The organism is Agrococcus sp. ProA11 (genome assembly GCF_039880525.1).
Classification (GTDB): domain Bacteria; phylum Actinomycetota; class Actinomycetes; order Actinomycetales; family Microbacteriaceae; genus Agrococcus; species Agrococcus chionoecetis.
This window is the reverse complement of the sequence record NZ_CP156989.1, coordinates 2,609,456-2,625,271: the sequence shown is the minus strand read 5'-3', so window position 1 is coordinate 2,625,271 and position 15,816 is coordinate 2,609,456. Positions and strand designations below refer to the sequence as shown.

The following is a 15,816-nucleotide window of genomic DNA, read 5'->3' as shown; positions in this document are numbered from 1 at the left end:
GGCATCGTCGTCGTCAGGGGCGCAGCAGCACCTTCACCGCGCGCCGCTCATCCATCGCCGCGTAGCCTTCCGGCGCCTGCTCGAGCGGCAGCTCGAGGTCGAAGATCGCGGATGCGTCGATCTCGCCCGCGAGCACGGCAGGTACCAGCTCGGGCAGGTAGCGCACCACCGGCGCCATGCCGCCGCGCAGCCCGACGTTGTTGCGGAACGCGGTTGACCATGGGATCTCCGTGCCGTGCGGCACGCCGACGAAGCCGACGGTCGCCCCCGGGCGGGCGACCCGGAACGCCGTGAGCATCGACTCGCCGGTGCCCACGCACTCGAGCACCGCATCCGCCCCCACACCGTCGGTGAGCTCGAGCACTGCCTCGACGGCGTCGTCGCCGCGGTCGGGCACCAGGTCGGTGGCGCCGAAGGCCGTCGCGATGCGCTGCCGCTCGGGATTGCGGCTGAGAGCGATGATGCGCGCGGCGCCCAGCCGCCGCGCCGACAGCACGCCGCACAGGCCCACGGCGCCGTCACCGACGACCACCGCGGTCGATCCGGGGGCGACGCCAGCGGAGACGGCCGCGTGGTAGCCGGTGGGCAGCACGTCGCTGAGCGCCAGCACCGCCGCGTGCTGCGCCGCGTCGGGCGCCGCGTCGAGCACGAAGCAGGTCGCGTCGGCGTTCGTGACGCGGGCCAGCTCTGCCTGCCCGCTCGCGGTCATGGCCAGCTCGACGCAGCCCTGCGTCTGCCCGGTGAGGCAGTGCACGCAGCGGCCGCAGCAATGGTTGAAGGGCACGATGACGAAGTCGCCCGTGCGCACACGCTCGACCTCGGCGCCGACGGCCTCCACGACGCCGATCGCCTCGTGGCCGATGGTGCGCGGCGGACTCGCGGGGTTCGCGCCGCGGTACGGCCACAGGTCGGAGCCGCAGACGCAGCCCGCGACCACGCGGACGATCGCGTCGGTGGGGCGCTCGATGGATGGGTCCGCCCAGGTCTCGACGCGGACGTCGCCGGGGGCGTGCAGGATGGTCGCTCGCATGGCTCCAGCGTGGCACTGATCGGGCGTCGTCAGTGCAGGATGGGCCCCTGCCGGTCGAGCAGCGCCTCGACGGCCGGCAGCGCCGGATGGAGCTGGAGCGCGTCGAGCGCTGGCGTCGGTTCGTCGGTTCGTCGAGGCAGGTGCGCCAGCACGTGGTCGTATGGGGGTATCCCGTGCCGCGCGATCGCCTCCGGGTAGGGCGCCCAGTCGAACGCGCGTGCCAGGTGCGCTGCGCCGTGCTTCGACGTCAGCTGCACCAAGGTGCGCGGCCGCGAGCCGAGGCCGACGGCGCGCCGGCGCCGCAGCAGCAGACCGGCGACACCCCGATCGGGCTCCCACAGCACCAGGTCGGCGAGCGCCGTGACCATGATCGGCACCGCGGGCCCCTCGCCGATCATCTTGCCGAGCAGATTGCCGATGCGGGCCTCGTACGCGTGCGGGTCGATCAGCCGCACGAACCCATCGCCGAACGAACCGTAGCCGTAGCGATGCCAGAGCTCCAGGATCTCCGCAGGCACCAGCCCGTCGTAGGCGTCGATCGTCGCCGCCTCCACCGGGGCGTGCGGCACGAAGTCGGGGATCTCGAGCACGCCTACGGCAGGCGGTCGACGAGCGCGCTCGCGACGCCCGTGTAGGTGCCGGGCGTGAGGCGGCGCAGGCGCTCCTTCGCGACATCCGAGATGTCGAGGCCGTCGACGAACGCGACCAGCTGCTCCTGGCCGACGCGCTGCCCGCGCGTGAGCTCCTTGAGCTGCGCGTAGGGGTCGGCGATCTGCGAGTTGCCGGTCAGCACCTCGGCGCGGATCACGGTCTGGATCGCCTCGGCCAGCACCTCCCAGTTGCTCTCCAGCGCCGCGTCGAGCGCGGTATCCGAGACCGCGATCTCGCCCAGGCCGCGCTGCAGGTTGTCGAGCGCGAGCAGCGAGTGCCCGAGCGCGACGCCGATGTTGCGCTGCGTCGACGAGTCGGTGAGGTCGCGCTGCAGGCGGCTGGTGACGAGCGTGGCCGAGAGCGACTCGAGCAGCGCCGAGGCGATCTCGAGGTTGGCCTCGGCGTTCTCGAAGCGGATCGGGTTGATCTTGTGCGGCATCGTCGACGACCCGGTGGCGCCCTCGACCGGGATCTGCGTGAAGGTGCCGACCATGATGTAGGTCCACACGTCGGTCGCGAGGTTGTGCAGGATGCGGCCGGCGTGCGAGATGGCGCCGAAGAGCTCTGCCTGCCAGTCGTGCGACTCGATCTGCGTGGTGAGGGGGTTCCAGGTGAGCCCCAGGTGCTCGACGAAGGCGGATGCGGTGGCGGGCCAGTCCGCATCCGGCTCGGCCACGACGTGGGCCGAGAAGGTGCCCGTGGCACCGGCGAACTTGCCCAGCACCTCGATCTGCTCGATGCGCGTCGCCTGCCGCTCCAGCCGCCACGCGACGACCGCGAGCTCCTTGCCGAGCGTGGTGGGGGTGGCGGGCTGGCCGTGCGTGAGCGACAGCATGGGGCGGTCGCGCTGCTCGAGCGCGAGCTCGCGCAGGCGATCGATCACCGCGCGGAACGCGGGCATCCAGGTCTCCTGCACCGCCGAGCGGATCGTGAGCGCGTAGGAGAGGTTGTTGATGTCCTCGCTCGTGCAGGCGATGTGCACGGCCTCGGACAGGCGCTCGAGGCCCAGCTGCTCGAGCCGATCGCGCACCAGGTACTCGACGGCCTTCACGTCGTGGCGCGTCACCGCTTCCTTCTCGGCCAGCCAGTCGATCTCCGTCTGGCCGAAGTCGGCCGCCCATTGCCGCAGCGCCGCCGCCGCGTCCGCGTGCACGGCTTCCGCGCCGAACAGCCGGTGCTCTGCCACCCACAGCAGCCACTCCACCTCGACGTGCACGCGGGCGCGGTTGAGGCCCGCTTCGGAGAGGTACTCGGCCAGCGCGGAGGTCTGCCGCTGGTAGCGGCCATCGAGAGGCGAGAGGGGCTGGATGGGCAGCGGCATGGTGGCTCCTTCAGGCGCGCATGGCGGGCTGGATCTGGCGGAAGAGTCGAGTGACGGCCGTCTCGATCTGGTGCAGCACGGTGCCGAAGAACTCGTCCTCCGAGTAGTACGGGTCGGGCACGTCCTGTGCTGTCGAGTCCGGGTCGAACGCGAGGAGCAGCCGGATCTTCGACTCCTGCTCGTCGCTGCGCGCGAGCGAGCGCAGCGCGCGCTCCTGGCCGCGGTCGAACGCGATCACGAGGTCGAAGGCGTCGAGCCATTCGGCGTTGAACTGCTTGGCGCGGTGGTAGCCGGCGTCGTAGCCGGCGCCGACGAGGGCCGCGAGCGTGCGCGGGTCGGCGGTCTCGCCCACGTGGTACTCGCTGATGCCGGCGCTCGCGACCAGCAGTCGGTCGGCCACGCCGTGCTGCTGCGCGAGGTGCTGGAAGACCGTGGCGGCCATGGGGGAGCGGCAGATGTTGCCGGTGCAGACGAAGCAGACGCGGAAGCGCGTCGCATCGGCGAACTCCCGGTCGATGGTCACGCCACCATTCTGACGCACCCGCCGCCCCCGCCACGCGGCAGCCGCCCCTCCGCCGCTCGCGCCCCTGCTCGCTGGTCGAGGATCGAGCGGCCGCAGGCCGCTCGCGTCACGAGACCACGCTCTCCACAGCCCGACGTCCCGGCGCGACGCACCTGCGCCCCTCGATGCCACAGTGCGCACCGACCCCGGCGATGGAGGCGCAACGATGTCGATGACCGAAGCCGCCGCCGCACAGGCCGCAGCCCGCGCCCATGCGGTCGCCGAGGCCCACGCGGCGATCTGGGCCGTGCATCGCGCGGCGCGCATGCTCGACGACGCCGCGGGCCTCGCGGTGCTGCGCGGCCAGGAGGCGTGGCTCGGCCCGGCGCGCGACGCCTTCGACGCCCGCGGCGAGGCGCTGCGGTCGCGGCTGATCGCCGAGACGAGCGAGCTGCACCTGCTGGCGCTCGCGATCGAAGGAGCGGTGTGAGCGGCAAGCACAGCGCCTGGGATCCCACGGTGACGGGCATCGCCTGTGCACGGCTGCGCGACGCGCAGCGGCGGGCGGAGGGGGCGGTGCATGCGCTGCGCGCCGCGCCCGACCTCGCGGCGGTCGCAGCCGGCATCGCGCACGGCGCGTCGCTGCGGCGATGCGCCGGCGAGCTCGACGCGCGGATCGGCGCCGCGCGGCAACTGGTCGACGAGCTCGAGCGCCTGCACGACGAGACCCAGCTCGCGGGCCGTGCCTACGCATGGGCGTCGGATGCCGTGCGGCACCGCATCGAGGAGGTCGCAGGCACCGTCGCCTTCTCGCTCGGCGCCGCCGTGCGCACCGCCGCGCTCGCCACAGCGCCGTGGGCGGTCGCGATCGGGCTGGTCGCCGTGCCGCTGGCGGCGAAGCTGCTGCTGGCCAGTCCCAGCGCGCTGGCGCGCGCGACCGCCCTGGCGCGGCAGGCGGGGATCGACCTCGACCGCTTCCTGCAGGACACCTCCGCCTTCTGGGAGCGCGCGGGGGAGGCACTCATGGCCAATCCGGCGTTCGCCGGTGCGCTGGCGCTCGCCATCGAGTCGACCGACGAGGCGATGGCGGGTCTGCTCGGCGTGCCGCTGCCGGTCGCCGCAGCGCTCGAGTCGGCGATCGGCGACGACGAGGTGCTCGGCGTGGTGGCGCTGACGGCAGCGACGGGCACGGGGCTGGCGACCGGCGGCGCCCGGGTGCGGGCGGTCTTCACGAGGCCGGTGCCGCCGCCCGCCGAGCCCATCACCGACCCGGTGGCAGCGATGCGCGTCATCATCGAGCAGGACGACCAGGTGACGATCCACGAGCACCGCATGCCCGACGGGTCCCGACGCTTCCAAGTCTTCGTGCGCGGCACGCAGACGGTCGCGCCAGATCCGTCGAGCGGCCTCGACATGCGCGCAAACCTCGAGAACACGGGCGCCGACGAACGCCTGCACGGCTCCGATGCGGCCGTGGCCGAGGCGATGCGGCAGGCGGGCATCAGGCCGGGTGACGCCGTCGATCTCTTCGGCTTCTCGCAGGGCGCCAGCGCGGTCGCGAACGTGGCGGCATCCGGCGAGTTCGACGTCGAGACGGCGCTGCTGGTCGGCGGGCCGGTCGCCGCCGCCGACATCCCGCCGGGGGTGACGGTCTTCAGCGTCGCCCACCACGGCGACCTGGTGCCGGCGCTGGACGGCTGGGGCGACGACCCCCGCGTGCACACGACCGCGGTCGCGAGCGCCGGCGGCCACGGCACCGGGCCCTTGGCCCGGCACTCCGGTCTCGAGTACGTCGAGACCCTCGAGCGCCTCGACGACTTCGTCTACGACGACTACCGCGCGCGGCTCACCGCCGCGAACGCGGGCGGTGTCGGGGTCGCCGCGGTCAGCGTGCGACTGCGGCGCAGGTGAAGGCGAGCGCTCAGCGCTCGCGCGGCCGCTCCTTGCCGAAGATCGGGCGGGTGACGATGGTGATGAACCAGGTGAGGAACGCGATGCAGACGGCGGCGAGCATGCCCCACCAGAAGCTGTCGACCTGAATGCCATACCCGACCAGACCAGAGATCCAGTGCACGATCATGAGCAGGAAAGCGTTGACGAACAGCGCGACGAGGCCGAGCGTGAGGATGTAGAGCGGGAACGCCACGATGCGGATCAGGTTGCCGAGCGTCGCGTTCACGAGCGCGAACACCAGCGCCACGCCGAGGGTGGTGAGTGCGATCTCCCACCACTGCTCGCCGAAGGAGACGATGCGGACGCCGTCCAGCAGCAGCGTGACGAGCCAGATCGCGACAGCGGTGAAGATGACGCGGAGCAGGAAGCGCATGCCACGATTCTGGCACCCATATCCCGCACGGGAGGCAAGGCTCGCAATAGCCTGAGGCTGTGACTGTGCGACTTCGACCCGAGATCGCGGCCGTGCCGCCCTACCAGCAGGGGCGGCCAGCGCCGCAGGGGAGCTTCAAGCTCTCCAGCAACGAGAACCCCTTCCCGCCGCTGCCGGCGGTGGTCGAGGCGGTGCGCCGGGAGGCGGAGCGCGTCAACCGCTACCCGCGGCCCGGTGCCCCAGAGCTCAAGTCGGCGCTCGCCGACGAGCTGAGCGTCGACACCGATCGCATCCTCATCGGCGACGGCTCCGCGACGCTGCTCCAGCAGCTCATCCACGCCGTCGCTGGCCCAGGGGACGAGGTCATCTACGCCTGGCGGTCGTTCGACGCGTACCCGCTGTTCGTCCGCACCGGCGGCGCGACGGCGATCGAGGTGCCGGTCGATGCCGACCATCGCCACGACCTCGACGCGATGGCCGCGGCCATCACCGATCGCACCCGCGCGATCATCGTCTGCAGCCCCAACAACCCCACCGGCACCATCGTCGACGTGGAGGCGCTGGACGCCTTCATCGCCCGTGTTCCCGCGGATGTGCTGATCATGCTCGATGAGGCATATATCGAGTTCGTGCGGGAGCCCACGGTCGACGGCATCGCCCTGCAACGCAAGCACGACAACCTCGTGGTGCTCCGCACCTTCTCGAAGGCGCACGGGCTCGCGGGCCTGCGCGTCGGCTACGCCGTGGGTGACCCGCAGGTGCTGCGCGCCGCCGACCTGTGCGGCGTGCCGCTGTCGCAGACGGCGCTGGCGTCGTCCGCGGCGATCGCCGCGCTCCACCACGTCGGCGACACCTTCAGCCGCATCGACGTGCTCGCCGATCAGCGCGACGCGCTCTGGCAGCGGCTCGTCGACGCCGGCGTGCCGGCGCCGAAGCCCTACGCCAACTTCTTCTGGATCCCGTCCCAGCCCGGGCAGGAGGCCGCCATCCAGGACATCCTCGATGCCAACCGCATCGTCGCGAAGGTGTTCTCCGACGGCACGCGCATCTCGGTCGGCGAGCCGGAGGCCGACGAGCACATCCTCGCGGCCGCCAAGGCCATCCAGGCGCTGCAGTGACCCCACCGCTCGCGACGACCACGACGGTGACCGAACCCGTCCGGCTGCTCGACGCAGACGGCTCGCCGGTCGAGACCGACGCGAACGAGGGCTGGCGCGCGCTGGCCGCGCAGCTGAGCACCGACGACCGCCTCGCCATGCATGCCGAGATGGTGCGCACGCGCCGCTTCGACATCGAGGCCGGGCACCTGCAGCGGCAGGGCAAGCTGGGCCTGTGGGTGCCGTCGATCGGTCAGGAGGGCGCCCAGGTCGGCGCCGCCTGGGCCGCCCGCGAGCAGGACACGATCTTCCCCTCCTACCGCGAGCACCTGCTGGCGCTGCACCGCGGGGTGACGATGCAGCAGATCATCGACATCTTCCGCGGCGCCCGCCACGGCGGTTGGAACCCGCTCGAGACGCGCGGCATGCGCATCTACTCGCTGGTGATCGCGACGCACGCCCTGCACTCGACGGGCTTCGCCATGGGCATCCGGCTCGATGGCGCATGCGGCACCGGTGACGCGACCACCGATGAAGCGGTCATGGCGTTCTACGGCGACGGCGCTGCCAGCCAGGGCGACGCCAGTGAGGGCCTCGTCTTCGCGGCGAGCTACAGCGCGCCGATCGTCTTCTTCGTGCAGAACAACAAGTGGGCGATCTCGGTGCCCTCCACCCGGCAGAGCCGGTTCCCGCTGCACGAGCGTGCGCGGGGCTTCGGTCTCGATGCCGCATGGGTCGACGGCAACGATCCGCTCGCATCCTTCGCGGTGACGCGCCGGATGCTCGATGCGGCGCGGCAGGGCGAGCCCGGCTACATCGAAGCCGACACCTACCGCATGGGTGCGCACACGACGAGCGACGACCCCACCCGCTACCGCACGAGCGACGAAGAGGAGTCGTGGCGCCGCCGCGATCCGATCGCGCGCATGGCGACGCACCTGCGCACGCTCGGCGTCGCCGACGCGGTGCTCGCAGAGCAGGAGCAGGAGGCGGCCGACCTCGCCGCCGACATGCGCCGCGAGGCGCTCGCCGCGGGCGAGGCCGCGAGCGATGACATCTTCGACTTCGTCTACGCCGACCCGCATCCGCTCATGACCGAGCAGAAGCGGCAGCTGGCCGAGTTCGAGGCCGGCTTCGGGAGCGACGCATGACCGGGGCCGCGGTTTCCACCACCATGCCGATCGCCAAGGCGTTGAACTCGGCGCTGCGCGAGGCGATGCGCGCCGACGAGAAGGTGCTGCTCATGGGCGAGGACATCGGCCCGCTGGGCGGCGTCTTCCGCGTCACCGACGGGCTGCACGCCGAGTTCGGCGAGTCGCGCGTGCTCGACACCCCGCTCGCCGAGTCGGGCATCATCGGCACCGCGATCGGTCTCGCGATGCGCGGCTACCGGCCGGTGATCGAGATCCAGTTCGATGGCTTCGTCTACCCGGGCTTCGACCAGATCGTGTCGCAGCTGGCGAAGATGACCGCTCGCCACCGCGGTGCGGTGCGCATGCCGATGGTCATCCGCATCCCCTATGGCGGCCACATCGGTGCCGTCGAGCACCACCAGGAGAGCCCCGAGGCGTACTTCGCGCACACCGCCGGCCTGCGGGTGGTCAGCCCATCGACCGCCAACGACGCGCACTGGATGCTGCGGCAGGCGATCGAGAGCGACGACCCGGTGATCTTCATGGAGCCGAAGTCGAAGTACTGGTCGAAGGGCGAGGTGCTGGACGCGCCCGCGGTCGACCTGCACCGCGCGGTCATCGCGCACCCCGGCACGGACGTCACGCTCATCGGCCACGGCGCGATGGTGCACGTGCTGCTGCAGGCGGCGCAGATCGCCGAGCGGGAGGGCACCTCGTGCGAGGTCGTCGACCTGCGATCGCTCTCGCCCGTCGACTGGGAGACGCTCATCGCCTCCGCTCGCCGCACCGGGCGCGTGGTCGTCGCGCAGGAGGCGCCGGGTCACGTCTCGGTCGGCAGCGAGCTCGCGGCGACGATCGCCGAGCGCGCCTTCTACTCGCTCGAGGCGCCGGTGCTGCGGGTGTCGGGCTTCGACACCCCTTTCCCGCCCGCGCAGCTCGAAGACATCTACCTGCCTGACGCCGACCGCGTGCTCGATGCGGTCGACCGCGCCATGGCCTACTGACGGAAGGACTGACATGCAGGAGTTCCGACTGCCCGATCCGGGCGAGGGCCTGACCGAGGCCGAGATCGTCACCTGGCGGGTGAAGCCCGGCGACACCGTGCACGTCAACGACGTGCTGCTGGAGGTCGAGACGGCCAAGTCGCTCGTCGAGCTCCCGAGCCCGTTCGAGGGCACCGTCGAGGCGCTGTTGGTCGAGGAGGGGCAGACTGTCGAGGTCGGCTCGCCCATCATCCGCGTCTCCGGCGGGGATGTGGATGCGGTGGAGTCGGCGCAGGACACCGCCGCCACCGTCACCGAGGATGAGGACGGCGGCGCCGTGCTGGTCGGCTACGGCGTGCGCGGCGGCGCGGAGACCCGCCGGCGGAAGCCGAGCACCGTGCGGTCGGTGCCCGCGCCCACGCAGCCGGTGCGGCCCGCCTCGGTGCCCGCGGCATCCGCATCACCCGTGATCGCGAAGCCGCCCACCCGCAAGCTCGCGAAGGATCTGGGCGTCGATCTCGCGACCGTCGAGGGCTCCGGTCTCGCCGGCGAGGTGACGCGCGACGACGTCGTGCAGGCGGCGAAGCAGGCGACCGTGTTCCGCAACCTCGACGCGCCCGAGTGGTCGGGCGGGCGCGAGGAGCGCATCCCCGTGAAGGGCGTGCGCAAGGTGATCGCGCAGGGCATGGTCGACTCGGCATTCACGGCGCCGCACGTGTCGGTGTTCACCGACGTCGATGCCAGCCGCACGATGGAGTTCGTCAAGCGGTTGAAGGCCTCGAGTGACTTCGCCGACGTGAAGGTGTCGCCGCTGCTGGTGATGGCGAAGGCGATCCTGTGGGCGATCCGGCGCTCGCCGCAGGTGAACTCGACGTTCACGGGCGACGAGCTGGTGGTGCACCACTACGTGAACCTCGGCATCGCCGCGGCGACGCCGCGCGGCCTGCTGGTGCCGAACGTGAAGGACGCGCAGGACATGTCGCTGCGGGAGCTCGCGGTGGCGCTGCAGGAGCTGACGACGACCGCGCGCGAGGGCCGCACGCAGCCGGCGCAGCTGCAGCACGGCACGTTCACGATCACGAACATCGGCGTCTTCGGCATGGACACCGGCACGCCCATCCTGAACGCCGGGGAGACGGGCATCATCGCGCTCGGCACGATCCGCCAGAAGCCGTGGGTGGTGGACGGCGAGGTGCGCCCGCGCTGGGTGACGACCGTCGGCGGCTCGTTCGACCACCGCGCGATCGACGGCGACGTCATCAGCCGCTTCGTGGCCGACGTCGCCTCGATCCTCGAGGAGCCCGCGCTCCTGCTCGACTGACGGGCCACCCCCACCCGACCCAGGCCGACCCCGTCCGACCCCGGCCGACCCCGGCCGACCCCGGCCGAGCTTCCCCGAACCGAGCGGTTCCGCGGCGAACCGCCCGCTTTCGGGAAGCTCGCCAACCCGCCCGAGCGCGAGCTTCCCCGGATCGGGCGGTTTCGAGCGCAACCGTTCGGTTTCGGGAAGCTCGACGGATGCCGTGGTCGGCGCGGGCGCGGAGGGCGCGGCTGCCCGCGGCCGGGGGCGCGGCTACTCGGCGCTCGGGTCGGTCGCCGGGCGCCACCACACGTCGGCGGGGCCGGGGGGCTGCTGGCGCTTGTGCTCGCTGCCGTCGAACCTCGCGATGATCTGCTGCGCGACCGCGTCGTCGACCGGCTCCCCGCGCAGGAACGCGTCGATCTGCTCGTACGAGATGCCGAGCTCGGCCTCGTCGGTCTGCCCCGGTCGGTCGTCCAGCAGGTCGGCGGTCGGCACCTTCTGCCACAGCCGCTCATCGGCCTCGAGCAGCCGCAGCAGCTCCTTGCCCTGGCCCTTGGTCAGCCCGGCGAGCGGCAGCAGGTCGGCCGCGCCGTCGCCGTGCTTCGTGAAGAAGCCGGTGACCGCCTCTGCCGCGTGGTCGGTGCCGATGACGAGCAGGCCGAGCTGGCCGCCGATCGTGTACTGGGCGACCATGCGCGCCCGCGCCTTCACGTTGCCCTTGTGATAGTCGGTGACCTCGCCGATCGCGGCCTCCACCGAGGCCTCCAGCGCATCCACGCCCGGCTTGATGTCGACCGTCACCTCGCGATCGGCGCGGATGAACTCGAGCGCGAGCTGCGCATCCGCCTCGTCGTGCTGCACGCCGTAGGGCAGGCGGGCCGCGATGAAGACGGCGTTGCCGCCCGCTTCCCGCACCCGCTCGACGGCGAGCTGCGCCATGCGGCCCGCGAGGGTGGAGTCCTGACCGCCGGAGACGCCGAGCACGAAGCCGCTCGCGCCGCTCGCCCGCAGATAGTCGGCGAGGAAGCGGATGCGGCGCTCGAGCTCTGCGGGAGGGTCGATCGCGGGTCGCGAGCCGAGCGCGGCGATGATCGCCGACTGCCGAGTGCCGATGGGAGTGGTCGCCATGCCGTCGAGCCTACGCCGGGCCGTTGCGGAGTCCCAGGCACCGCGCAGCGAGATTGACAATCGTTCTCAATAGCGTCTAGCGTTGTCCTGTACGGCAGGTCGCCGTGCCGGAAACGGAATGCTCATCATGCGGATGCTCCCCGCCCTCGGCGTCGTCGGCGCCATCTCGCTCGCGGTCGCCGGATGCGCGGGCCCGGTCACCCAGGACGGCGCCTCGGAAGCCACGGGCGACGGACTGCGGATCGTCACCACCACCACGCAGCTCGCCGATGTCACGCGCGAGCTGGTGGGTGATGCCGCGGAGGTCACGAGCCTGCTGCAGCCGGGCGGGTCCGCGCACACCTTCGATCCCGGACCCACGGCACTGGAAGCGCTCGCGGCTGCCGATCTGCTGGTCATCAACGGCGCGGGCCTCGAGACCTGGCTCGACAGCACGGTCGAGGCCTCGGGCTTCGACGGCACGACCGTCGACACCTCGGCAGACCTCGACCTCATCGCCGCGGAGGACGACCCGCACGAGGGCCACGACCACGACGACGACGCCCATGCCGACGACGAGGCCCACGCCGACGAGGCCACCGAGGATGCCGACCACGAGGGCCACGACCACGGCGAGTTCGACCCGCACGTGTGGACCGATCCGGCCAACGTGATCGTGCAGGCGGAGGCCATCCGCGATGCGGTCGTCGCTGCCGACCCCGAGGCCGACATCGCCGCATCCGCGGCCGCCTACCTCGAGCAGCTGGCAGCGCTGGACGAGTGGATGCGCGCCTCGATCGAGCAGGCGCCGGTCGACGAGCGCCGCATCGTCACGACGCACGACACCTTCGGCTACCTGGAGCGCGCGTTCGACGTGCAGGTGGTCGGCACGGTGCTGCCGAGCCTCGACGACAGCGCCGACGCCAGTGCCGCCCACATCGACGAGCTCGTGGCCGAGATCCGCGCCACGGGCACGCGCGTGGTCTTCAGCGAGAACGCGATCGACCCGCAGCTCGCCGCCACCATCGCCCGCGAGGCGGGGGTCGAGCTGCGGCAGGGTGAGGATGCGCTCGCCGCCGACGCGCTCGGTGCTGAGGGCAGCGAGACCGGCACCTACATCGGCGCGCAGATCCACAACACCACCGCGATGGTGACCGCGTGGGGCGCCGAGCCGCTGACGGTGCCAGAATCGCTGACATGAGTACGCAGCCGGAGGTGGTCGTCGAGATAGAGGACGCGTCCTTCGGCTACGGCGGCCCTCCCGTGCTGACCGACATCTCCTTCTCGGTGCGCGCGGGGGAGGCGGTCGCCCTGATCGGCCCCAACGGCGCCGGGAAGTCGACGCTGCTCGCGGGCATCCTCGGGCTCGCGCAGCACGACGCCCGACGCTTCCGCGTGCCGACCGGCCGCGGGGAGATCGGCACGCTGCCGCAGTCGCACGAGATCGACCCCGGATTCCCGGTCACGCTCGAGCAGGTCGTCGCGATGGGCCGCACCCCGCGACTCGGCCTGCGCTGGCCGCGCGGCGCGGACCGCCGCATCGTGGCGGACGCGATCGAGACGGTCGGGCTCGTGCATCGCCGCGGCGCCCGCTTCGGCGACCTCTCCGGGGGGCAGCGCCAGCGAGGACTGCTCGCCAGGGCGCTCGCGAGCGAGCCGCGGCTGCTGCTGCTCGACGAGCCGTTCAACGGCCTCGACCGCGCGGCGCGCGACGCGCTCATCGACACCATCGAGGCGCTCAAGGCGCGCGGCGTCGCGCTGCTCATCACCACGCACGACCTCGACCTGGCGCGCGCCGTCTGCGACCGCACCCTGCTCGTGAACCAGCGCCAGATCGCGTTCGACGACACCGACTGCGTGCTCACGCTCGAACAGGTCGAGGCGGCCTTCGCCAGCCACGTGATGGAGATCGACGGTCACACGCTCGCCACCATCGAGCACCACGCCAGCGAGCATGCCGTGCACCACCACCCGCTCGCCGACGAGCACCCGCTCGCCGACGATCCGCTCGCCGACGATCAGCCGGTCGAGCGCGCCGGCCGATGATGGCGCTCGCCGGCCTCGTCGACCCGTTCTCGCCCTTCTCGGCGCCGTACCTCGCGCGGCCGTTGGTGCTGCTGATCGCCCTCGGCATCGCCGCCGGCACCGTGGGCGTGCTCGTGCACCTGCGCCGATTCGAGTTCTCCACCGACGGGCTCACGCACGCGGTCTTCCCCGGTCTCGCCATCGGTGCCGCACTGGGCGGCACCGCGGGCCTGCTGCCCGGCGCGATCGGTGCCGCGCTCGCCGCCGCCGTCGTGCTCGCGCTCCTCTCCCGTCGCGGACAGCCGCGCGACAGCGCCGTCGCCATCGTGCTCACCACCTTCTTCTCCTTCGGCGTCGTGCTCGTGTCGCTCTCGCGCGACAGCGCCGGCAGCATCTCCGACTTCTTCTTCGGCCGGCTGCTGACGATCACCACTGCCGACCTCGCTGTCGCGCTGGGGCTCATCGCGCTCGCTGTCGGCCTGATCGTCGGCACCGGGCGGCAGCAGCTCTTCGCCGCGTTCGACGCCGCCGGCGCGCGCCGCGCGGGGCTGCCCGTGCTGGCGCTGGAGATCGTCGGCACCATCGCGATCGCACTGGTGGTGGTCGCGGCATCCGCCTCCGTCGGCACGCTGCTCGCGCTCGCCGTCGTCATCGTGCCGGCCGCCGCGGCTCGCGCCATGACCCGGTCGCTGCGTGCCGCGATCGCGATCGCCGTGCTGTTCGGCGCGGTCACCGGCTGGCTCGGGCTCTGGGTGGTGGTGCAGCTGGCCATGCTGGGACTGGATGCTGCCCCGGGCGCGACCGTCGCGCTCACCATGATCGCGGCATACCTGGTGGCGCTCGCCGTCGGAGCGCTGCGCGGGCGCGCGGCGCACAGCGACGCGCAGACCGCGGCGGATGTGCGCTGATGGCACCCGCGCCCCTCGACTTCTTCCAGCTCGCCATGCTCGAGGTGATCCTCGCCGGCGCGCTCGCGGGTGTCGTGGGCGTGCTGGTGGTGCTGCGCGAGCGCGCCTTCTTCACCATGTCGCTCACCCACGCGACCTTCCCGGGCGCCGTCACCGCCGCGATCCTCGGCGGCTCGATCCCGCTGGGCGCGGCGGTCGCGGCCCTCGGGCTCATCGGCATCGCGGTCGGCATCGGCCGCATCCGCTCCCAGGGACCGGCGGTGGCCTCCGGCGTCATGCTCACGGCGGGCTTCGCGCTGGGTGCGTTCCTGCAGTCGGTCGCGCCGGTCGCGATCGATGTCGAGTCGTTCCTGGTGGGCCAGGTGCTGGCCGTCACGCCCGCCGACCTCTGGCTCACCGGCGCGGTGCTCACTGCGGCGCTCGCGGTGTGGGCGGCATTCGGCGGGCACCTGCTCTTCTCGAGCGTCGACGAGGCCGGCTACCGACGGGCCGGCATGCGCCCGTGGGTGCCGGAGGTGCTGTCGCTCGCGGTCATCGCCGGCACCGTCGTCGCCATCATGCCGGTGGTCGGCGCGATCCTGGGCGTGGCGCTGATCGTGGCCCCCGCTGCCGCAGCGCGGCTGCTCGTCAAGGACTGGCGGTGGATGCTCCTGCTCGCCCCGGCGATCGCCATCGGCTCCGGCGTGCTGGGGCTGCTGGCGTCCCGTGCCCTCGACCTCGCCGCGGGCGGCGCCATCGCGCTCGTCGCCGCGGTCGCCTACGGTGCTGCATGGGCCGTGAGCGCACGGCGGGGTCGGCGGCCGGGCAGGCCGGCCCAAGCGCAGCCGCGCCCGCGCCCCCGCCCCGCCCCAGCGCCCGCCACCGTCGAAGCGAGGACCCCGTGACCGCACCCGATCCGTCGACCGCACCCGATGCGACGCCGCGCCGCGCCACCCGGCAGCGCGAGGCCGTGCGTGACGCGCTCGCGGCCAGCGACGAGTTCGTCTCGGCTCAGGCGCTGCACCAGGCGCTGCGCAGCGACGGCTCCAGCGTCGGTCTCGCCACCGTCTATCGCGCGCTCGCGGCGCTCGCGGAGGATGGCGAGGCGGATGCGCTGCAGTCCGGCGGCGAGGTGCTCTACCGCGCCTGCACACCCACCCACCACCATCACCTCATCTGTCGCAGCTGCGGGCGCACCGTCGAGCTCGAGGCCGCCACGGTCGAGCGATGGGCCGGTGAGGTCGCGGCGGCGCACGGCTTCGTCGAGCCGGAGCACGTGGTCGACATCTTCGGACTGTGCGCCGACTGCGCCGCGCGGCGCTGAGGCCTGCGCGCGCGACAGGAACTTGGTATTGCCGAACGCTCGTGCTGTGCCGTACGATAGACCCTTGGTGCGGCCTCGGCCGCGCAGCACACGCCCCCTCCAGCGCCCGCAAGGGCACGGCAGTGGC

Annotated in this window: 17 protein-coding genes; 11 read left to right on the top strand and 6 right to left on the bottom strand. The window is 72.5% G+C overall.

All coding sequences use genetic code 11. The features are described 5' to 3' along the window. Positions 1-13: 13 nt before the first annotated feature. The 4 genes from ABG090_RS12545 to ABG090_RS12530 are packed head-to-tail and all read right to left on the bottom strand — an operon-like array spanning position 14 to position 3,525. On the bottom strand, positions 14-1,030 hold the full coding sequence (locus ABG090_RS12545; RefSeq protein ID WP_347755063.1) for a zinc-binding dehydrogenase: 1,017 nt from the start codon (positions 1,028-1,030) through the stop codon (positions 14-16). 29 nt (positions 1,031-1,059) lie between these two features. After that, a complete protein-coding gene (locus ABG090_RS12540; RefSeq protein ID WP_347755060.1) occupies positions 1,060-1,620 on the bottom strand; it encodes a GAD-like domain-containing protein in 561 nt (186 codons plus the stop codon). A 2-nt stretch (positions 1,621-1,622) separates the two neighbouring features. Next, positions 1,623-3,002 (bottom strand): adenylosuccinate lyase, encoded by a 1,380-nt coding sequence (purB, locus tag ABG090_RS12535; RefSeq protein WP_347755058.1) that lies wholly within the window; start codon positions 3,000-3,002, stop codon positions 1,623-1,625. Positions 3,003-3,012: 10 nt separating this feature from the next. Then, the gene (locus tag ABG090_RS12530; protein WP_347755055.1) at positions 3,013-3,525 is read right to left on the bottom strand and encodes a low molecular weight protein-tyrosine-phosphatase; all 513 of its coding nucleotides are present in this window, start codon (positions 3,523-3,525) and stop codon (positions 3,013-3,015) included. Between the two features lie 205 nt (positions 3,526-3,730). Here ABG090_RS12530 and ABG090_RS12525 point away from each other — a divergent pair, with 205 nt between their 5' ends. Both ABG090_RS12525 and ABG090_RS12520 read left to right on the top strand, forming a co-directional pair. Continuing rightward, positions 3,731-3,994 (top strand): hypothetical protein, encoded by a 264-nt coding sequence (locus tag ABG090_RS12525; protein ID WP_347755054.1) that lies wholly within the window; start codon positions 3,731-3,733, stop codon positions 3,992-3,994. Further along, positions 3,991-5,415: a hypothetical protein gene (locus tag ABG090_RS12520; protein ID WP_347755051.1), complete on the top strand. Its 1,425-nt coding sequence runs from the start codon at positions 3,991-3,993 to the stop codon at positions 5,413-5,415. Before ABG090_RS12525 ends, ABG090_RS12520 begins: the two co-directional genes overlap by 4 nt. Positions 5,416-5,425: 10 nt before the next feature. On the opposite strand, the gene ABG090_RS12515 is transcribed toward ABG090_RS12520, so the two are convergent. Then, on the bottom strand, positions 5,426-5,830 hold the full coding sequence (locus ABG090_RS12515) for a phage holin family protein (RefSeq protein ID WP_347755049.1): 405 nt from the start codon (positions 5,828-5,830) through the stop codon (positions 5,426-5,428). Positions 5,831-5,889: 59 nt separating this feature from the next. Here ABG090_RS12515 and ABG090_RS12510 point away from each other — a divergent pair, with 59 nt between their 5' ends. Genes ABG090_RS12510 through ABG090_RS12495 form a run of 4 tightly spaced genes read left to right on the top strand, consistent with a single transcriptional unit; the run spans position 5,890 to position 10,364 of the window. After that, on the top strand, positions 5,890-6,948 hold the full coding sequence (locus ABG090_RS12510) for a histidinol-phosphate transaminase (RefSeq protein ID WP_347755046.1): 1,059 nt from the start codon (positions 5,890-5,892) through the stop codon (positions 6,946-6,948). A 26-nt stretch (positions 6,949-6,974) separates the two neighbouring features. Next, positions 6,975-8,078, top strand: a complete 1,104-nt coding sequence (locus ABG090_RS12505; protein ID WP_347755043.1) for a thiamine pyrophosphate-dependent enzyme — start codon at positions 6,975-6,977, stop codon at positions 8,076-8,078. Then, positions 8,075-9,064: an alpha-ketoacid dehydrogenase subunit beta gene (locus ABG090_RS12500; RefSeq protein ID WP_347755041.1), complete on the top strand. Its 990-nt coding sequence runs from the start codon at positions 8,075-8,077 to the stop codon at positions 9,062-9,064. The genes ABG090_RS12505 and ABG090_RS12500 overlap by 4 nt, the downstream gene beginning before the upstream one ends. Positions 9,065-9,077: 13 nt before the next feature. Beyond that, on the top strand, positions 9,078-10,364 hold the full coding sequence (locus ABG090_RS12495; protein ID WP_347755038.1) for a dihydrolipoamide acetyltransferase family protein: 1,287 nt from the start codon (positions 9,078-9,080) through the stop codon (positions 10,362-10,364). Between the two features lie 252 nt (positions 10,365-10,616). Here ABG090_RS12495 and nadE read toward each other — a convergent pair whose 3' ends face one another. Continuing rightward, positions 10,617-11,474, bottom strand: coding sequence for an ammonia-dependent NAD(+) synthetase (nadE, locus tag ABG090_RS12490; RefSeq protein ID WP_347755035.1), 858 nt, complete (start codon positions 11,472-11,474; stop codon positions 10,617-10,619). Positions 11,475-11,601: 127 nt separating this feature from the next. Between nadE and ABG090_RS12485 the strand changes: the two genes are divergently transcribed. The 5 genes from ABG090_RS12485 to ABG090_RS12465 are packed head-to-tail and all read left to right on the top strand — an operon-like array spanning position 11,602 to position 15,689. Continuing rightward, entirely contained in the window at positions 11,602-12,654 is a 1,053-nt protein-coding gene (locus ABG090_RS12485; RefSeq protein WP_347755032.1) for a metal ABC transporter substrate-binding protein, read from the top strand. Then, positions 12,651-13,499, top strand: a complete 849-nt coding sequence (locus ABG090_RS12480) for a metal ABC transporter ATP-binding protein (RefSeq protein ID WP_347755030.1) — start codon at positions 12,651-12,653, stop codon at positions 13,497-13,499. The genes ABG090_RS12485 and ABG090_RS12480 overlap by 4 nt, the downstream gene beginning before the upstream one ends. Continuing rightward, positions 13,496-14,386: a metal ABC transporter permease gene (locus ABG090_RS12475; protein ID WP_347755027.1), complete on the top strand. Its 891-nt coding sequence runs from the start codon at positions 13,496-13,498 to the stop codon at positions 14,384-14,386. Before ABG090_RS12480 ends, ABG090_RS12475 begins: the two co-directional genes overlap by 4 nt. Continuing rightward, positions 14,386-15,270, top strand: coding sequence for a metal ABC transporter permease (locus ABG090_RS12470; protein ID WP_347755025.1), 885 nt, complete (start codon positions 14,386-14,388; stop codon positions 15,268-15,270). The genes ABG090_RS12475 and ABG090_RS12470 overlap by 1 nt, the downstream gene beginning before the upstream one ends. After that, on the top strand, positions 15,267-15,689 hold the full coding sequence (locus ABG090_RS12465; RefSeq protein ID WP_347755022.1) for a transcriptional repressor: 423 nt from the start codon (positions 15,267-15,269) through the stop codon (positions 15,687-15,689). The genes ABG090_RS12470 and ABG090_RS12465 overlap by 4 nt, the downstream gene beginning before the upstream one ends. Positions 15,690-15,816 lie beyond the last annotated feature (127 nt).